Origin of the sequence: Rothia nasimurium, from assembly GCF_035916755.1 — a bacterium.
In the GTDB taxonomy this organism is placed as follows: domain Bacteria; phylum Actinomycetota; class Actinomycetes; order Actinomycetales; family Micrococcaceae; genus Rothia.
Map to the genome: position 1 here is coordinate 176,039 of NZ_JAYWIX010000008.1, position 14,523 is coordinate 190,561.

At 60.3% G+C, this 14,523-nt stretch carries 13 protein-coding genes; 5 read left to right on the forward strand and 8 right to left on the reverse strand.

Translation table 11 applies throughout. From position 1 onward, the window contains the following. The first annotated feature begins 61 nt into the window (after nucleotides 1-61). Genes VSX42_RS10195 through VSX42_RS10205 form a run of 3 tightly spaced genes read left to right on the forward strand, consistent with a single transcriptional unit; the run spans nucleotide 62 to nucleotide 3,786 of the window. Nucleotides 62-1,237 carry a thiamine pyrophosphate-dependent enzyme gene (locus tag VSX42_RS10195; protein WP_326504172.1) on the forward strand — a complete coding sequence of 392 codons (1,176 nt, stop codon included), beginning with the start codon at nucleotides 62-64 and terminating at the stop codon, nucleotides 1,235-1,237. Between the two features lie 3 nt (nucleotides 1,238-1,240). Continuing rightward, a complete protein-coding gene (locus VSX42_RS10200; RefSeq protein ID WP_326504173.1) occupies nucleotides 1,241-2,242 on the forward strand; it encodes an alpha-ketoacid dehydrogenase subunit beta in 1,002 nt (333 codons plus the stop codon). 17 nt (nucleotides 2,243-2,259) lie between these two features. After that, nucleotides 2,260-3,786: a dihydrolipoamide acetyltransferase family protein gene (locus tag VSX42_RS10205; RefSeq protein ID WP_326504174.1), complete on the forward strand. Its 1,527-nt coding sequence runs from the start codon at nucleotides 2,260-2,262 to the stop codon at nucleotides 3,784-3,786. Nucleotides 3,787-4,299: 513 nt separating this feature from the next. Here the strand turns inward: VSX42_RS10205 and VSX42_RS10210 are convergent. The 6 genes from VSX42_RS10210 to VSX42_RS10235 form a co-directional block, all read right to left on the reverse strand. Continuing rightward, nucleotides 4,300-5,316 carry a hypothetical protein gene (locus VSX42_RS10210; RefSeq protein WP_326504175.1) on the reverse strand — a complete coding sequence of 339 codons (1,017 nt, stop codon included), beginning with the start codon at nucleotides 5,314-5,316 and terminating at the stop codon, nucleotides 4,300-4,302. Further along, a complete protein-coding gene (locus VSX42_RS10215) occupies nucleotides 5,306-6,529 on the reverse strand; it encodes an ATP-binding protein (protein WP_326504176.1) in 1,224 nt (407 codons plus the stop codon). Before VSX42_RS10215 ends, VSX42_RS10210 begins: the two co-directional genes overlap by 11 nt. 147 nt (nucleotides 6,530-6,676) lie before the next feature. Then, the gene (locus VSX42_RS10220) at nucleotides 6,677-7,390 is read right to left on the reverse strand and encodes a response regulator transcription factor (protein WP_237185161.1); all 714 of its coding nucleotides are present in this window, start codon (nucleotides 7,388-7,390) and stop codon (nucleotides 6,677-6,679) included. Nucleotides 7,391-7,565: 175 nt separating this feature from the next. After that, the gene (locus tag VSX42_RS10225) at nucleotides 7,566-8,435 is read right to left on the reverse strand and encodes a hypothetical protein (RefSeq protein WP_326504177.1); all 870 of its coding nucleotides are present in this window, start codon (nucleotides 8,433-8,435) and stop codon (nucleotides 7,566-7,568) included. Nucleotides 8,436-8,463: 28 nt separating this feature from the next. Further along, on the reverse strand, nucleotides 8,464-9,105 hold the full coding sequence (locus VSX42_RS10230) for a sugar O-acetyltransferase (protein ID WP_326504178.1): 642 nt from the start codon (nucleotides 9,103-9,105) through the stop codon (nucleotides 8,464-8,466). 1 nt (nucleotide 9,106) lies between these two features. Continuing rightward, a complete protein-coding gene (locus VSX42_RS10235; RefSeq protein ID WP_326504179.1) occupies nucleotides 9,107-9,256 on the reverse strand; it encodes a hypothetical protein in 150 nt (49 codons plus the stop codon). 47 nt (nucleotides 9,257-9,303) lie between these two features. Between VSX42_RS10235 and VSX42_RS10240 the strand changes: the two genes are divergently transcribed. Continuing rightward, a complete protein-coding gene (locus VSX42_RS10240) occupies nucleotides 9,304-11,025 on the forward strand; it encodes a long-chain-fatty-acid--CoA ligase (RefSeq protein ID WP_326504180.1) in 1,722 nt (573 codons plus the stop codon). Nucleotides 11,026-11,112: 87 nt separating this feature from the next. Here VSX42_RS10240 and nagA read toward each other — a convergent pair whose 3' ends face one another. Then, entirely contained in the window at nucleotides 11,113-12,243 is a 1,131-nt protein-coding gene (gene nagA / locus VSX42_RS10245) for an N-acetylglucosamine-6-phosphate deacetylase (RefSeq protein ID WP_326504181.1), read from the reverse strand. 344 nt (nucleotides 12,244-12,587) lie between these two features. Here nagA and nagB point away from each other — a divergent pair, with 344 nt between their 5' ends. After that, complete coding sequence (gene nagB, locus VSX42_RS10250; protein WP_326504182.1) at nucleotides 12,588-13,388, forward strand: glucosamine-6-phosphate deaminase; 801 nt, start codon at nucleotides 12,588-12,590, stop codon at nucleotides 13,386-13,388. A gap of 106 nt (nucleotides 13,389-13,494) precedes the next feature. Here nagB and VSX42_RS10255 read toward each other — a convergent pair. After that, nucleotides 13,495-14,523, reverse strand: a 1,029-nt coding sequence (locus VSX42_RS10255; protein ID WP_326504183.1) for an LPXTG cell wall anchor domain-containing protein, incomplete at its 5' end; no start/stop codon positions are given.

Below are 14,523 nucleotides of genomic sequence, written 5' to 3' on the forward strand. Positions count from 1 at the left end.
CTGCCCACTGGCAGGCGTAGGGTTAAGAAAAGGTACTAACAGAGCAAGACCGGAGACCCCCATGTCACAGACACAAACCCCAGATAACCCTTGGGGAACGCCAGAGCGTATCCAGCTTATGAACGAAGCGGGTGAGACCACCCCCCACACCAGCTTCTCAGCCTACGCCGGCGAACTCACCGGCGAAGACCTCAAAGACATGTACCGCACCATGGCCCTGACCCGGCGTTTCGACGACGAAATGACAGCTCTTCAGCGCCAGGGGCAGCTGGCCCTCTGGGTACCTTCCCGCGGGCAGGAAGCTGCCCAGGTGGCGTCCGCCCGTGCCCTGGCAGCCAACGACTACATCTTCCCCTCCTACCGCGACCACGGTGTCCTGCTTGAACGCGGCATCACCCCCGAAGAGATCACCCCCCTCTTTCGGGGCTCAGGCACCCTGGGCTGGGACGCCAAAAAACACAACCTGCACTCCTACACCCTGGTGCTGGCAGCCCAGGTACTCCACGCCACCGGCTACGCCATGGGCCTGAACCTCGACGCCGAGATCCAGGCAGAAACGGGCGAAGCCCAGACCGGCCAGGGGCAGGGAACTGACCCCGAACATGACGCCGAGAAGCCCGCCGTAGCGGTCTACTTTGGCGACGGGTCAACCACCGAAGGCGATGTACACGAATCTATGGTCTTTGCGGCCAGCTACAACGCGCCCGTCCTTTTCTTCGTGCAAAATAACCACTGGGCCATCTCTGTGCCCTTTAGCGTGCAGTCCCGCGTGCCCATCTCAACCCGTGCTGCTGGTTACGGTTTTGAGGGCCTGCGCGTGGACGGTAACGACGTGCTAGCCGTCTACGCCGCCACCCGCTACGCCATGGACAAAATTAGGGCGGGGGAGGGGCCCGTGCTGATTGAGGCAGAAACCTACCGGCTCGGCCCCCACACCACAGCCGACGACCCCACCAAGTACCGCCCCGAAGACCACGGCGCCACCTACGAGCCGCTCGACCCCATGGTGCGTCTCGAAGCCTACCTGCGCGCCAGCGGTCAGGCCGATGACGCCTTCTTCGATGAGGTCGCCGTCTACACCAAAGAGCAGGTGAAGGGCGTCCGCTCCTACGTTCTTGCCAGCGAACCCGACACCATCGAAACCTACCTGGACCGCGCCTACGCGGCCCCCCACCAGCAGGTTGAGGACGACCGCGCCTTCTACCGCGCCTACAATGACGGCTTCGAGGAGGACTAAACCATGTCAGACCAGACCCATCAGCAGGGCACCGAAACCCTAACCCTGGCTAAGGCTATTACCCGCGCCCTACACGATGAAATGACCGCCAACCGCAAGGTTCTGGCCCTGGGCGAAGATATCGGAAAACTCGGCGGTGTCTACCGCGTAACCGACGGCCTGCAAAAGACTTTTGGCCCCACCCGCGTCATGGACACCCCCCTGGGCGAATCCGGCATTATCGGAACCTCCATCGGCATGGCCCTGCGGGGTTACCGCCCGGTACCCGAAATCCAGTTCGACGGTTTTGTCTTCCCCGGCTTCAACCAGATCACCTCACAGCTTTCTAAAATGCACGGTCGCACCCACGGCCAGTACGAGGTGCCTGTTACCGTCCGTATTCCCTACGGCGGCATGATTGGCTCGGTAGAGCACCACTCGGAATCCCCCGAGGCCCTCTTCACCCACACTCCGGGCCTGCGCGTGGTGACCCCCTCGTCCCCCCACGATGCCTACTGGATGCTCCGCAAAGCCATCGCCCATCCCGATCCGGTCATCTACTTCGAGCCCAAGCGCCGCTACTGGATGAAGGGCGAGGTCAACTTCGCAGATACCGACTTCGACCCCTTTACCGCCCAGGTGGTGCGAGAGGGTGACGACCTGACCATCGCCGCCTACGGTCCGCTGGTTCCGGTGGCCCTGGCTGCCGCCCAGGCAGCGGTTGAGGACGGCCACTCCATCGAGGTCATCGACCTGCGCTCCCTCTCACCGCTTGATATACCTACCATCGAGGCTTCGGTACAAAAAACCGGTCGCCTGGTCGTGGCCCACGAGGCCCCCACCTTCGGCGGTATCGGCTCAGACATCGCAGCTGCCATCACCGAGCGCTGCTTCTACCACTTAGAGGCCCCCGTTATTCGTGTGGGCGGCTACCACATGCCCTACCCCGTCTCCCGTGTCGAAGAAGAGTACGTGCCCGGCATAGACCGCCTGCTCGAAGCCGTCGACCGTTCCCTGGCCTACTAAAGCCCGAAAGGCACACCATGTCACAGATGTTTAACCTGCCCGATGTGGGCGAAGGCCTCACCGAGGCAGAAATCCTCAGCTGGAAGGTAGCCCCCGGTAACACCGTTGAGGTCAACGATGTACTTGTTGAAATCGAGACCGCCAAGTCGGTTGTTGAGCTGCCCTCCCCCTACGAGGGCACAGTGCAGGAGCTCCTGGTCGCCGAGGGTCAGACGGTAGAGGTCGGCACCCCCATCATCGCTATCGCCGGGGAAGGCATCGAAGCTGACGGGGGGCGTAGACCTGCGGCAGCGCATCCGGACGCCGCCCCCCAGCAGGCCGCCGCACCGGCAGGGGAGCAGGGCGGCGGCAATGCCCTGGTAGGCTCGGGCCCCAAAGCCGACCCCGTCAAACGTCGGGCCCGCAAGAAAGCTAGTCCGCCCGCTGTTGCATCAGCCCAGCCGACTGTGGCACCTACCGGCGCTGCTGCGTCCGCTCAGGTACCTACCTCTGCACCGCTGGGCACAACAGACAGCCGCCGCCAGCTGCTGACCGGCTTGCCCGCCCGCGCGGGCAAGCTCCTGGGCGAAGGCGGCAAGGGAATGCTCCGCCGCCTGGGAAGCCATGAGCTACCCGCAGAAACCGGCACCAGCGAGGTGCCCCGCCGCCAGCCCCTGGCCAAGCCCCCCGTGCGTAAAGCCGCCCAAGACATGGGTATCGACCTGGCCCAGGTGACCCCCACCGGGGATCAAGGGCAGGTGACCAAACACGACCTGCTCAACTATGCAGCCCACCTGAGCCTCACCGAACAAGCCAGCGTCACCGACACCATCGACCCCACCAGCTTCTGGATTCCCGCCGGTGCTGGCGGCGACCGTATCGAACGCATCAAGGTCAAGGGCGTCCGCAAGGCCACCGCCAAAGCCATGGTTGAGTCGGCTTTCAAGGCCCCGCACGTATCCATCTTCGTGGATGTAGACGCCACCCGCACCATGGAGTTCGTCAAGAGACTTAAAAAGTCCCCTCAGTTTGAGGGCGTCAAAGTCACCCCGCTCTTGATTCTGGCCAAGGCCGTCATCTGGGCAACCGCCCGTACCCCGCAGGTCAACGCCACATGGACAGACTCCGAGATCCAGATTAAGCACTTTATGAACCTCGGCATCGCCGCAGCCACCCCGCGCGGCTTGATGGTTCCCAACATCAAGGACGCCCAGACCATGAACCTGCGCGAGCTGGCACTGGCCCTCAATGATCTGACCACCCGGGCCCGCGAAGGCAAAACCCAGCCCGCCGAAATGCAGCAGGGCACCATGACCATCACCAACATCGGCTCTCTGGGCATTGACACCGGAACCCCGATTATCAACCCCGGTGAGGCCGCCATCATTGCCTTCGGCACCATCAAGCAGAAGCCCTGGGTTGTAGATGGCGAAGTGATTCCCCGCTGGGTCACAACCCTGGGCGGCTCTTTTGACCACCGCGTCCTCGACGGTGACCTCTCCGCTAAGTTCCTGGCAGATGTCGCTTCGATTCTCGAAGAACCGGCCCTGCTCCTGGATATGTAAAAGAGCCGGGAAAGCACAAGGACCGGGCACTCAAAGAGCGCCCGGTCCTTGAAGCACACGGTAACCTCGCCGGCCCCATTGGAAGTTCAACCTGATGGCTAAAAACCAACGGAACAAGTGTGAACATAGTGAGGCTCCCGCCGATTAGGGCGGGAGCCTCACAACGCCAAGGTACGAAACCTGGAGCATAATCCGAATTATCTCCCCCAAGAAATCCGAATCTATAGGCACTGAGCCCACATAGGTTCAGGTCTCGCAGGTTACCTTATGCCCTTGAAGTGCCTCCCTTTATAATCTCTGGGTCAGTTCCCCAACGTTGCCAGAACACCGAGTCCCCCGACTCGATGCAAGAAGCATTCAAGGTACTTAAATTTTAGCTGAGCCCCGCAGTCGCTGTATGTCCTCATATAGGGCGACACTAGGCCATAAGCGGTGGGCAGTAGCCTGGCTGCTTCCCTCAAAATGCCCACAAGACTGCCCCACCAAAGGTGGAATCTCCAGACTATTTAAGCCCTAGAAACGCTCAATCACACCGGTCTGCGAAATCTCAATGGCGCTAGGCTCTTCGTCCTCTGAGTTGCCGTCGTGCACCAGCATAACGGCGGTCTGGTCATCGGCTGGGAAGGCACGCACCGTGATAGTACCGCCTGACGCGTTATCAAAAAGATCGACCGCGCACTGGGTAAGGGCCAGCGAGACACGGGAAGGTAGGGCCGAGCCGCGCTCGTCCAGAATATCGACCTTGACCCCGCGCTGGCGGGCCAACCAGGCGGCGTCCAGAATCTCCTTGTTCACGATGTAGCGGCCACGAATCGTATCGCGCAGCTGGGCCTCGGTGAAGCGGAATTCGTCCATCTCGGCGCGGGTCACCGGCGACTCGTTATAGGCGATACGGTGCAGCATGTCCTCGGTTAGAGTGCGCACCTCCTGCACCCGCTGGGTGGCAATAGCGCCCATATCGGTCTCTTCGGCGCGCCCGGCGTCCGCGATAATGCGCATACCGCGGGCCTGCCTGGTCTTAGAGACCGCCTGCTCAATCTGCTTAGGCACAATCATGCTCACCAGCATGAGCAGGAAGGGGATAGCGAACTCGGTAGAGAGCGTCAGCCGGGTATCGAAATAGTTGGTGTGCCAGCTTAGCACCAGCACTACAAAGCCACAAAAGAAAAGCCAGCCGAAGAAGGTATGGCGGCGCAGCACCAGCCCAGCAGCTAACAGGGTGTAGGCCATGAGGGGCCAGGAGAGGTTGGAGAAGGTAATCGAGTGGCTGATGGCGCTCAGGGTGGTATCGACCGAGTTCAGGGCCAGCACCATGATGATGGGCATCATGACGTCGGGCAGAGCCAGGCGCTTGGTGGGCAGGAAGACCGGCAGCGTCGCTAACGCGTAGAGACTCAGCAGGATAGCCCAGTGGGGGGCGCGGGTGACGGTGTAGTGGTCGTACCAGAAGAAGAAAGACCCCAGAATCAGCAGGGTGACGGTGCCCAGAATGAGGGTGAGGATGCGGGAGCGGTAGTACTTAGCCAGCATTGGGTTCCTCGTGGGGCCATTGGACGACGACGCGGGTGCCCTTCTCGGGCGCCGAGGTAATGGTGACCATACCGCCGGCGTCCTCCATGGAGCGAATCATCGACACGCGTACGCCCAGGCGGCGGAAGTCGATGTCGCTCATTGAAAAGCCCTGGCCCTTATCGGAAATGGTACACAGAATGTAGGGGCGTACCTCGTCGGCGCGGGTGGAGTTGTAGGGACGGCGCATCTCGGTGCGAATCGAGATGTGGGTCGTACGGGTGCCCGAGTGGCGGGCCGAGTTAGACACGGCCTCGGTCACAGCATGGGTGAAGGCTCGTGCTGCGGTGTAGGGCAGGGTTGAGTCGGGGCTGGCGAGCGGGTGCTTTTCGATGGAGTCGGAGACAAAGCGCAGGCGCTGGTTCCAGGGTTCTACGCCCTCGGCAATCTGCTCGGTCAGGGCCTGGAAGGTGATAGGGCGCTGGGGCTGGGATTTAAGGGCCTCTTCTTCGAGCACGCCAATGGCGCGGCGGGCCAGCAGGCGGGTGCGCTGGGGCAGCTCACCGGGGTTGCGGCTGGCGTCGAGCAGGGCTGCCATGACGTTATCGTGTACCAGCTTGTCGAAGTCCTGCAGCTCCTTGGCGTAGTCGCGGGAGCGGTTGAGCAGAAGCTGGGCAGAGAGGGTCTCGTAGTAGGTCTTATCTGATTCGCGGACGGCATTGAGGGCAAAGCGGGCCAGGCCCGCTAGCAGGGCGCAGCAGAAGCCTAGGTAGGCTACCCGAATGAGCAGCTCGGTGGCATCGAGGGGGGAGCCTTTGAGCAGGTGGGCTGCCACCGAACTGACCACCAGCAACACCGGGAAAACGACGCTGTGAATAATGCTCTCGCGCGGGCTCTCTTCGAAGACCGGAACCAGCATGGCGTAGATACCAAAGAGCCAGGACCAGGGAATAGCTGAGTGCTCAGCGCCCGCAGTGAAGGGCCAGAGAATGTAGGAACCGTAGGCGATAGCCAGCATAAAGCTAACGACCTTGGCTGAGACTTCCTTGCGGATGCCGTTGAACATGAGCAGGGCCGCGTGGGCAACCAGCAGGGGAATAATCGCCAGGTACCAGTAGGAGTCGCCCCCGCGGATCTCTGAGATGTTGGCAAGCGACTGGCAGAGCAGGCCTACCGCAATCAGGGAGTAGATGATTTCCAGGGTGCAGTAGAGGCCGAAGGAGCTCGGGCCCATGAGCCGCTGCTGCCCGGTGGTGAGGGAGAGCGACTTGAAGGAGAAGGAACGGATGCGGTCCGCTCGCGATGGTTGTAGCGCGTGGGCTAGGTCCCGGGAGGCGCCGCCGGTGGTGGTAGACAGGGTGCGTCCTTAGGTCTTCGCTTCTTAGAGGTTGCGGTCTGCGGTGGAGGTGTCTTCCATGGAGTCGACCAGGCCGTCTTCGATGGCGCGAATGCGCAGGTCAATCTTGGTGGGGGCGGGGCGGCCGACGCGGGCGTACTTTTCGCGGATGCGGTCGATGTTGGTCTTAACAGCGGACTGCTTGATGCCCATGCGGCGGGCTACCTGCACCTGCGCGAAACCTGAGGCGTAGAGGCGCAGGGTTTCCTGCTCGCGGGGTGAGAGGTTGGCGCGGGAGAATTCATGGTCACCGTCGATTGCTGCTGCCAGTTCCTTGGTGACAACGGCCTTGCCTTCGGCAATGTTCTTGGCTTCTGCCAGGGCGTGTTCCAGGGGCTCTGACTTGCGCACCAGGCCCAGGGCCCCTGCCTTGAGGGCTTCACGAATCAGGCCGGGGTTCTCCCCGATGCTGAAGATAAGCACCTTGATACCTGCGCGCTGCAGGATATCGACGTTTTCTGAGGGGCGGGACTTATCTTGCAGGGAGAGGTCAAGGAGTACGACATCGCAGTCGCGCTTGAGCTTTCCCAGGTCAGCGGACGAGGGATCGGAGAGACTGCGGCCCAGGGCAACGAGCAGGTCGGCTGCGGTGGGGGCTGCGGCGACCAGTTCGATTTCGCTGGCGCCTGCTGCGACTGCTCGCATACCTTCGCGGACGACTTCGTGGTCATCGACAATGCCTACGCGTACTACGCTCATGATCCCTACTTACCTCGTGTGCTGGCGCAACCTTCACCGGTGGGCGGTGGCTGCTCGTCGGTTGCTGTATGTGGTGCGGTGAGCAGACTGGGGTGTTTTTTCTTACGAAAATATTTTACAGGCAAAGTGTGGTTCGTGGGCTGAACTGTGGGCGCTGTGACGTGCTTCTGCTGTCTTAGTGGGTTCGGGCGTCTGCGCCGGTCAGGGCCCGATGGTAGCGGGTGCCCAGTCCGGCCCCGATAAGGGCGCCAACCAGGGCCAGGACGCCGGTGGCTAGGGTAGTGAGGGCACCGATAGCTAGATCAGGGGTGAGGAGGGGCTGAAGGGCGTAAGCGGGCGCTAGAGGATGTGTGAGCTGGGCGGTTGCCCAGGTGAGCAGGGTGGCAAGCAGAACGCCCAGGGCGCTAACGGCAAGGACGCCCACAGCCTGCTTGCTGGGGGCTAGGGCCGTCATGCGGGAGGCCGTGTAGCCGGCCAAGCCAAAGGCCACTGCAATAAGGGCAGCAACCGTGATAAGCCAGGGCAGGGCCTGGGTGCGGCTGGCGGGGGTGGTGACAGCTAGAACTGTCTCGGTCAGGCCGCTGTAGGTAGAAACTCCTAGAACACCCATCACCGTGCGGGCTAGGGCCAGGCCGCCAGTGGCCAGGGCATAGGCGACTAGGGCACCGCAGAAAGCCGGGATGAACTGCACCCGCTTGAGGGCAGCAGCGGACGCTATCGCCCCTAGATGTGCTGTCGGGTAGGCGGACGCCGGCACTGCCTGCACCGGCTGGGCAGGAGTTGCCGGTTCAGCAGAATAAACCTGCTGCGTGGGCTGGGGCTGCGCCTGAACCGGAACAGTCTGCTGGTGGTTCTGGTTCTGCTCTGTGGGCGGAACATGCTGGTAGCGGGTAGCCGAGACCCCGGCGTCCGCAGGGGTGGAGGCCTGGCTGCTACCAGCGTCCTGCCCGAAGGTACGAGGGTCGAGCACCCGGGTGGGGTCTGAGTCCTCAAAGACCGCGTCCCACTCATCAAAATCACGACGGTTCTTAGGCTGGTTGGTCACCGGCAGCGCCCCTTTCTACAAAAAATACTTACGCCAGCCCCAGAGCCTGGGGGCTGTACTGGTGGGCCGGGTCGGTGGGGCGCTCATCGGCACTCACATACTTAATAACCTTCGCGGGGTTGCCGACGACCACGGCGTTAGCGGGGACGTCCTTGGTCACCACAGCGCCGGCACCAATCACGGCGTTCTCACCCACGGTGACGCCCGGGCAGAGAATCGCCCCGCCGCCAATCCAAACGTTGCGCTCCACCGTAATGGGCAGACCACCCTCCCACAGGGCCTCGCGGTCTACCGGGTTAAGGGGGTGAGTAGGGGTTAAAAACTGCACGTTGGGGCCCACCAGGACGGCATCGCCAAAGGTAATAGGGGCAACGTCGAGAAAGACGCAACCAAAGTTAAAGAAACAGCCTGCACCGATATGGGTATTGACCCCGTAATCAAAGGCAACCGAGGGCCGAATCGTGGAGCCCTCACCGAGGGACCCCACAATCTGGGCTAGCACCTCTTGCTTGCGGCTATCGCGGGCCCGGTACAGGCGGGTATATTCCTCCACCAGCTCCACCACCCGGTAGTGGGTATCGGCGCACTCCTGATCGGGGCGGTAGGCGAACCCCGCTGTCATCTGCTCAAAGACGCTCTTACCGGAGCGCAGCTCATTCCAGTTCGTCACACTAGCTCCCATACATCAGGGTCATCAGACCAATAATCGCCAAACCAACCCCAATTACAATGAGGCCGGCAATAATCATGCGCTTATTAATCTCACGCATGAGCTCCCGGAATTCCTCGGGGCTAATATCGTCATTTCTACGTCGAGCCATACCCCTAAGTATGTCAGCTCTACCCCCGCTGTGGCACAATCGTGTGTATGCAGTCAGCCGAAAACTCACCCCACACCGACACCGACTTCCCCCTGGCCCATCGCCCCTGGGTCAAGAACTACCGGCCAGAAAGCAACAGAGACGTTGCCCTGCCAGAAACCTCACTCAGCCACCTCATGGCCGAGGCCGTCCGCACCGTACCCCAGAAAATTGCCCTCGAATTCTTCGGTGCCACCACCACCTACGGCGAACTGGGCGACCAAATCCTGCGCGTTGCCGAGGGCCTGCGCAAAGCTGGCATTCAGCACGGTGACCGTGTCGCCCTCGTCCTGCCCAACTGCCCCCAGCACATCGTAGCCTTCTACGCGATTCTGCGCCTGGGCGCTGTGGTGGTAGAGCACAACCCCCTTTACACCTCCGCCGAGCTACGCCATATGTTCGAAGACCACGGTGCTAAGGCCGCCATCGTCTGGGACAAGATCGCAGATAATATCACCTCCCTGCCCACCGACATCCGTCCCAAGAACATCTACGCGGTCAACATGATTGAAGAAATGCCTTTCACCATGCGCACCGCCCTCAAATTGCCCATCGGCAAGCTCAAAGAATCCCGCGAAAAGCTTGAAGGCACCGCCCGCGGCACCACCCCCTGGCGCCAGTTCATGAAGAACCAGCCCTTGGCAGCCGACCACCACCGCCCCACCGCCCACGACCTGGCCCTACTGCAGTACACATCGGGCACCACCGGCCTGCCCAAGGGCGTCATGCTCACCCACCGCAACCTCGAATCAAACGGCCGCATGGGCGAAGAATGGATCCAGCCCGGCAACGACGAGGTCATCTACGCTGTGCTGCCCCTCTTCCACGCCTACGGTATGACCCTGGGCCAGACCATCGCAGCGGTCTGCAAAGCCCGTCTGGTGCTCTTCCCCACCGTCGACATGGACCTGATCTTCCGGGCCATGAAAAAGACAACCCCCACTGTTCTGCCCGCAGTGCCCCCGGTCTACCGCCGCATGCTCGAAGAAGCCAAGAGACGCAATGTCTCTTTGCAGGGCATCCGCTACGCGGTTTCCGGTGCCATGCACCTGCCCACCGACCTGGTCGCTGAGTGGGAAGAAGCCACCGGCGGCATGCTGGTCGAAGGCTACGGCCTCTCAGAATGCTCACCCCTGGTCTCCTGCAACCCCCTCAACTCCACCCGCCGAGCAGGCTCCATCGGTGTTCCCTTCCCCTCCACCGACATCCGCGTGGTCAACCCCGATACCCTCGAAGACGTACCCGACGGCGCCGAAGGCGAACTGCTGGTACGCGGCCCCCAGGTCATGCGCGGCTACTGGAAACGCGGCGAAGACACCAGCAAGACCCTGCTGCCCGGTGGCTGGCTACGCACCGGCGACATCGTACGCCTAGACCACGACTACTTCATCGAAATCGTTGACCGCATCAAGGAAGTCATCATCACCGGCGGCTTCAACGTCTCACCCACAGAGGTTGAAAACGTACTCAAGCAGCACGATTCGGTAGCGGACTGCGCTGTTGTCGGTCTGACCGACGGCTCTGGCGGTGAAAAGGTCACCGCCGCGATTATCCCGGCAGAGGGCCACGCTCTTGACCCTGAAGAACTCAAGCAGCACTGCTACGAGCGCCTAACCCGCTACAAGGTCCCCAAGAACTACTACGAGGTTGACGAGCTACCCCGCTCCATGCTGGGCAAGACCCTGCGCCGCAAGGTACGCGAAAACCTCGAAGCCAAATACGGCAAGTAAATGAAAAACCCTTTGAAGGGGGCAGGCTCCTTATGAGCCTGCCCCCTCAAAGGGTTTAAAGCCCTCTAGGCTTGTACTCCTTTAAGTTCAGCGGGAGAGGGGAGTCAGCAGGGAACCGTCAGCCTTGAGCAGGGTGTAGCTCTTGGTGGAGACGTCTAGACCCAGGGCCCGGGCAGGGACGCTGCTAGCTGCCTCAAGCGCCTGCCTGAGGGGGATACCGAAAGCCACCGCCTGCTTGATGGCCGCGGCCAGGGTGAGGGTACTACCGGCAATAGTGTCTGTACCGGCAATACGGGCGATTGAATCCTGCACCTCAACCGCCAGGGAACCTAGCTTATAGGCCCCATCAGAGCAACCAGCAGCAGCCATAGCATCGGTAATAAGAGCCACCCGCCCAGGGGCCAGGGCGAAAGCTGCTCGAACCATAGGTTCGTGCACATGCACCCCATCGCAGATCAGTTCCAGAGTGACGTGGGAGCTATCAGCGGCTGCTGCTACCGGGCCTGGCTGCCGGTGGTGCAGGGGACGCATAGCGTTAAAGGTATGGGTTAGCAGGGAGGCTCCCTCATCGAAGGCTGCCTTGGCCTGCTCATAGGTGGCATCAGTATGGCCCACCGCTACCCTGATACCCAGCTCAATGCAGCGACGAATGGTCGCTAAACCCTGATCTGCTTCTGGGGCAAGGGTAATTTGTAGAAGCTTACCCTCAGCAGCTTCCCAGAGACTTTCTACCTGGTCTGCTGAGGGGGCCCGCAGGGTAGCGGGGTTATGGGCCCCCTTGTGAAGGGGGGAAATAAAGGGACCTTCGGCATGGAAGCCTGCTAGGGTGGCCCTACCAGGGGTCTCTTGACCCAGGAGGGGCAGTAAGGTGGCCATGGTACTGCCCATATCGGTGAGGGGATTTGATACTAGGGAGGCGAGGAGGGTGCCGGTACCTGCCTGTCCGTGAAGGTCCAGGGCAGCTTCTACGTGGGGGGCGTCCTCAAAGGATATGCCGCCGCCTCCGTGGCAGTGAATATCAACAAAAGCGGGGGCCAGCACCTTATCGTCGGCTTCTTGTATCTGGGCCTTGTTGAGTGTTTCGCTGTCGATATGGGTGCTCCAGCTGTCTGCCTGGCCCTGGGCGACGATGTGTGTGCCGTCTACCAAAATCCAGCTGCGGCTTGTCTGATCTGATGTGAAATCTAGGAGGTTCTTATAGAGAATTAGGCTGGTCATTGCCTTCCTCGGTAGGTTGTGGTTGTGAGGGTAAATATATCGAACCGGGTATTAGGTGATGAAGCATAGAGGCTTATTCATTAGGGTAGGTGGAGCAGGCTCGCAGCGAATCTGCTGGCTCAGCGGCTGAGATGAATTGCCTTGTCAGCAAAGCGAACCAGGCGAGAGGGTCGACTCGACAGCGAGCGTGAGCCTGCGGAACCCCTTATGAATAAGTCTCATAGGTTAGTACCTCTGTGTGACTTCCTTAAATTGTATCTTCTGATGACCTGAAGGTTCAGAAAATTTTACGCTATCGAAGGCAGTAAATTATTTGGAGCCATATTTTTTCGTAAAATTAAAGTATGGAAATTATTATCTGTGACACTAAGGATCAGGCTGGTGCCTACGCTGCCTCCCTAATCGCTTCAGTAACCGAGAAGAAGAACCGTCAGGGTCTCGAGACTGTTTGGGGGGTGGCTACCGGCTCATCACCCGAGAGCACCTACGCCCATCTTACTGACAAGGTCAAGAACGGGCTTGATGTTAGCTCAGTGAGCGCCTTTGCCCTAGATGAGTATGTGGGCCTTGATCCTGAACACGAGCAGTCCTATCACAGCGTGGTGCGTACCCAGGTGGTTGAGAAGATTGGTCTGTCAGCTGACCGGGTGCGGGTGCTTGACGGTATGGCCCAGGACGTTGTGGCTGAATGTGCAGATTTTGAGGCTGCCATTAGGCAGGCTGGGGGCGTTGATGTGCAGATTCTTGGTATTGGCGCTAATGGGCATATTGGTTTCAATGAGCCGGGTTCATCTTTACAATCTCGTACCCGTATCAAGACCTTGGCACCTAAAACTGTAGAAGATAATGCCCGTTTTTTTGACGGTGATACTTCTCAGGTGCCGGTACACTGCCTGACCCAGGGGATTGGGACTATCATGGAGGCCCGCAAGATTGTTCTGGTAGCTGATGGTGCTAACAAGGCAGATGCGATTGCCGCTATGGTTGAGGGGTCTGTGAGCAGTTTCTGCCCTGGGTCTGTTTTGCAGTTCCACCCCGATGTGACGGTGGTGGTAGATGAGGCTGCTGCCTCGGGTCTTAAGAACCACGAGTATTATCGTTTTGCTCAGGCTAATATTCCGGTTTTCCAGCGACCTAATTCCTAGGGTTCACTGAGTAAACTTCAAGTTCTAAGTGATAAAAGCTGATGGGGCGCCCCGGCTTGGGGCGCCCCATCAGTTTTGTATGGTCCCTAATTTTTAGGGTTTTGTTTTACTTCTTGCGACGTGCAGCGAAGAGAGCGCCGACACCTGCGAGCAGGGCACCGAAACCAGCTGCCAGGGGTGCGGTTTCAGCACCGGTGTTAGCTAGCTGGGTTGCAGGGGCAGCAGCTGCGGGAGCAGAAGCCGCAGGAGTAGTGGCTGCAGGGGCAGACTTCTCAGGTGCTGCTACAGGAGCTGAGGGCTTCTCGGGAGCTGCGGGGGTCTCAGGGGCGAGAGGAACTACGGGCTTCTCGGGTGCAAGAGGAGTTGCAGGAGTTTCAGCCTTGGGGGTGAGGTCGATTTCTACGATTTCCTCGCCGTCAACGTAGTCGTCCTTAACCCATTCTTCCTTGACTTCGGGCTTGGGGGTCAGGTCGATAGCAACGGGGTTGGTGCCGTCGACGTAGCTGTCTTCTACCCAGCCTTCTTCAACGATGGTTTCGCCGTCGACGTAGTCGTCCTTAACCCATTCTTCCTTGACTTCGGGCTTGGGGGTCAGGTCGATAGCAACGGGGTTGGTGCCGTCGACGTAGCTGTCTTCTACCCAGCCTTCTTCAACGATGGTTTCGCCGTCGACGTAGTCGTCCTTAACCCATTCTTCCTTGACTTCGGGCTTGGGGGTCAGGTCGATAGCAACGGGGTTGGTGCCGTCGACGTAGCTGTCTTCTACCCAGCCTTCTTCAACGATGGTTTCGCCGTCGACGTAGTCGTCCTTAACCCATTCTTCCTTGACTTCGGGCTTGGGGGTCAGGTCGATAGCAACGGGGTTGGTGCCGTCGACGTAGCTGTCTTCTACCCAGCCTTCTTCAACGATGGTTTCGCCGTCGACGTAGCTGTCTTCTACCCAGCCTTCTTCAACGATGGTCTCGCCGTCGACGTAGCTGTCTTCTACCCAGCCTTCTTCAACGATGGTCTCGCCGTCAACGTAGTCGTCCTTAACCCATTCTTCCTTGACTTCGGGCTTGGGGGTCAGGTCGATAGCAACGGGGTTGGTGCCGTCGACGTAGCTGTCTTCTACCCAGCCTTCTTCAACGATGGT

Excerpts from the sequence above, each read along its gene's own strand:
- VSX42_RS10205 (WP_326504174.1), top strand. The coding sequence starts at position 2,260 with ATGTCACAGATGTTTAACCTGCCCGATGTGGGCGAAGGCCTCACCGAG.
- VSX42_RS10195 (WP_326504172.1), top strand. The coding sequence starts at position 62 with ATGTCACAGACACAAACCCCAGATAACCCTTGGGGAACGCCAGAGCGT.
- VSX42_RS10240 (WP_326504180.1), top strand. The coding sequence starts at position 9,304 with ATGCAGTCAGCCGAAAACTCACCCCACACCGACACCGACTTCCCCCTG.
- VSX42_RS10210 (WP_326504175.1), bottom strand. The coding sequence starts at position 5,316 with ATGCTGGCTAAGTACTACCGCTCCCGCATCCTCACCCTCATTCTGGGC.
- nagA (WP_326504181.1), bottom strand. The coding sequence starts at position 12,243 with ATGACCAGCCTAATTCTCTATAAGAACCTCCTAGATTTCACATCAGAT.
- VSX42_RS10220 (WP_237185161.1), bottom strand. The coding sequence starts at position 7,390 with ATGAGCGTAGTACGCGTAGGCATTGTCGATGACCACGAAGTCGTCCGC.
- VSX42_RS10200 (WP_326504173.1), top strand. The coding sequence starts at position 1,241 with ATGTCAGACCAGACCCATCAGCAGGGCACCGAAACCCTAACCCTGGCT.
- nagB (WP_326504182.1), top strand. The coding sequence starts at position 12,588 with ATGGAAATTATTATCTGTGACACTAAGGATCAGGCTGGTGCCTACGCT.
- VSX42_RS10235 (WP_326504179.1), bottom strand. The coding sequence starts at position 9,256 with ATGGCTCGACGTAGAAATGACGATATTAGCCCCGAGGAATTCCGGGAG.
- VSX42_RS10215 (WP_326504176.1), bottom strand. The coding sequence starts at position 6,529 with ATGGGCCCGAGCTCCTTCGGCCTCTACTGCACCCTGGAAATCATCTAC.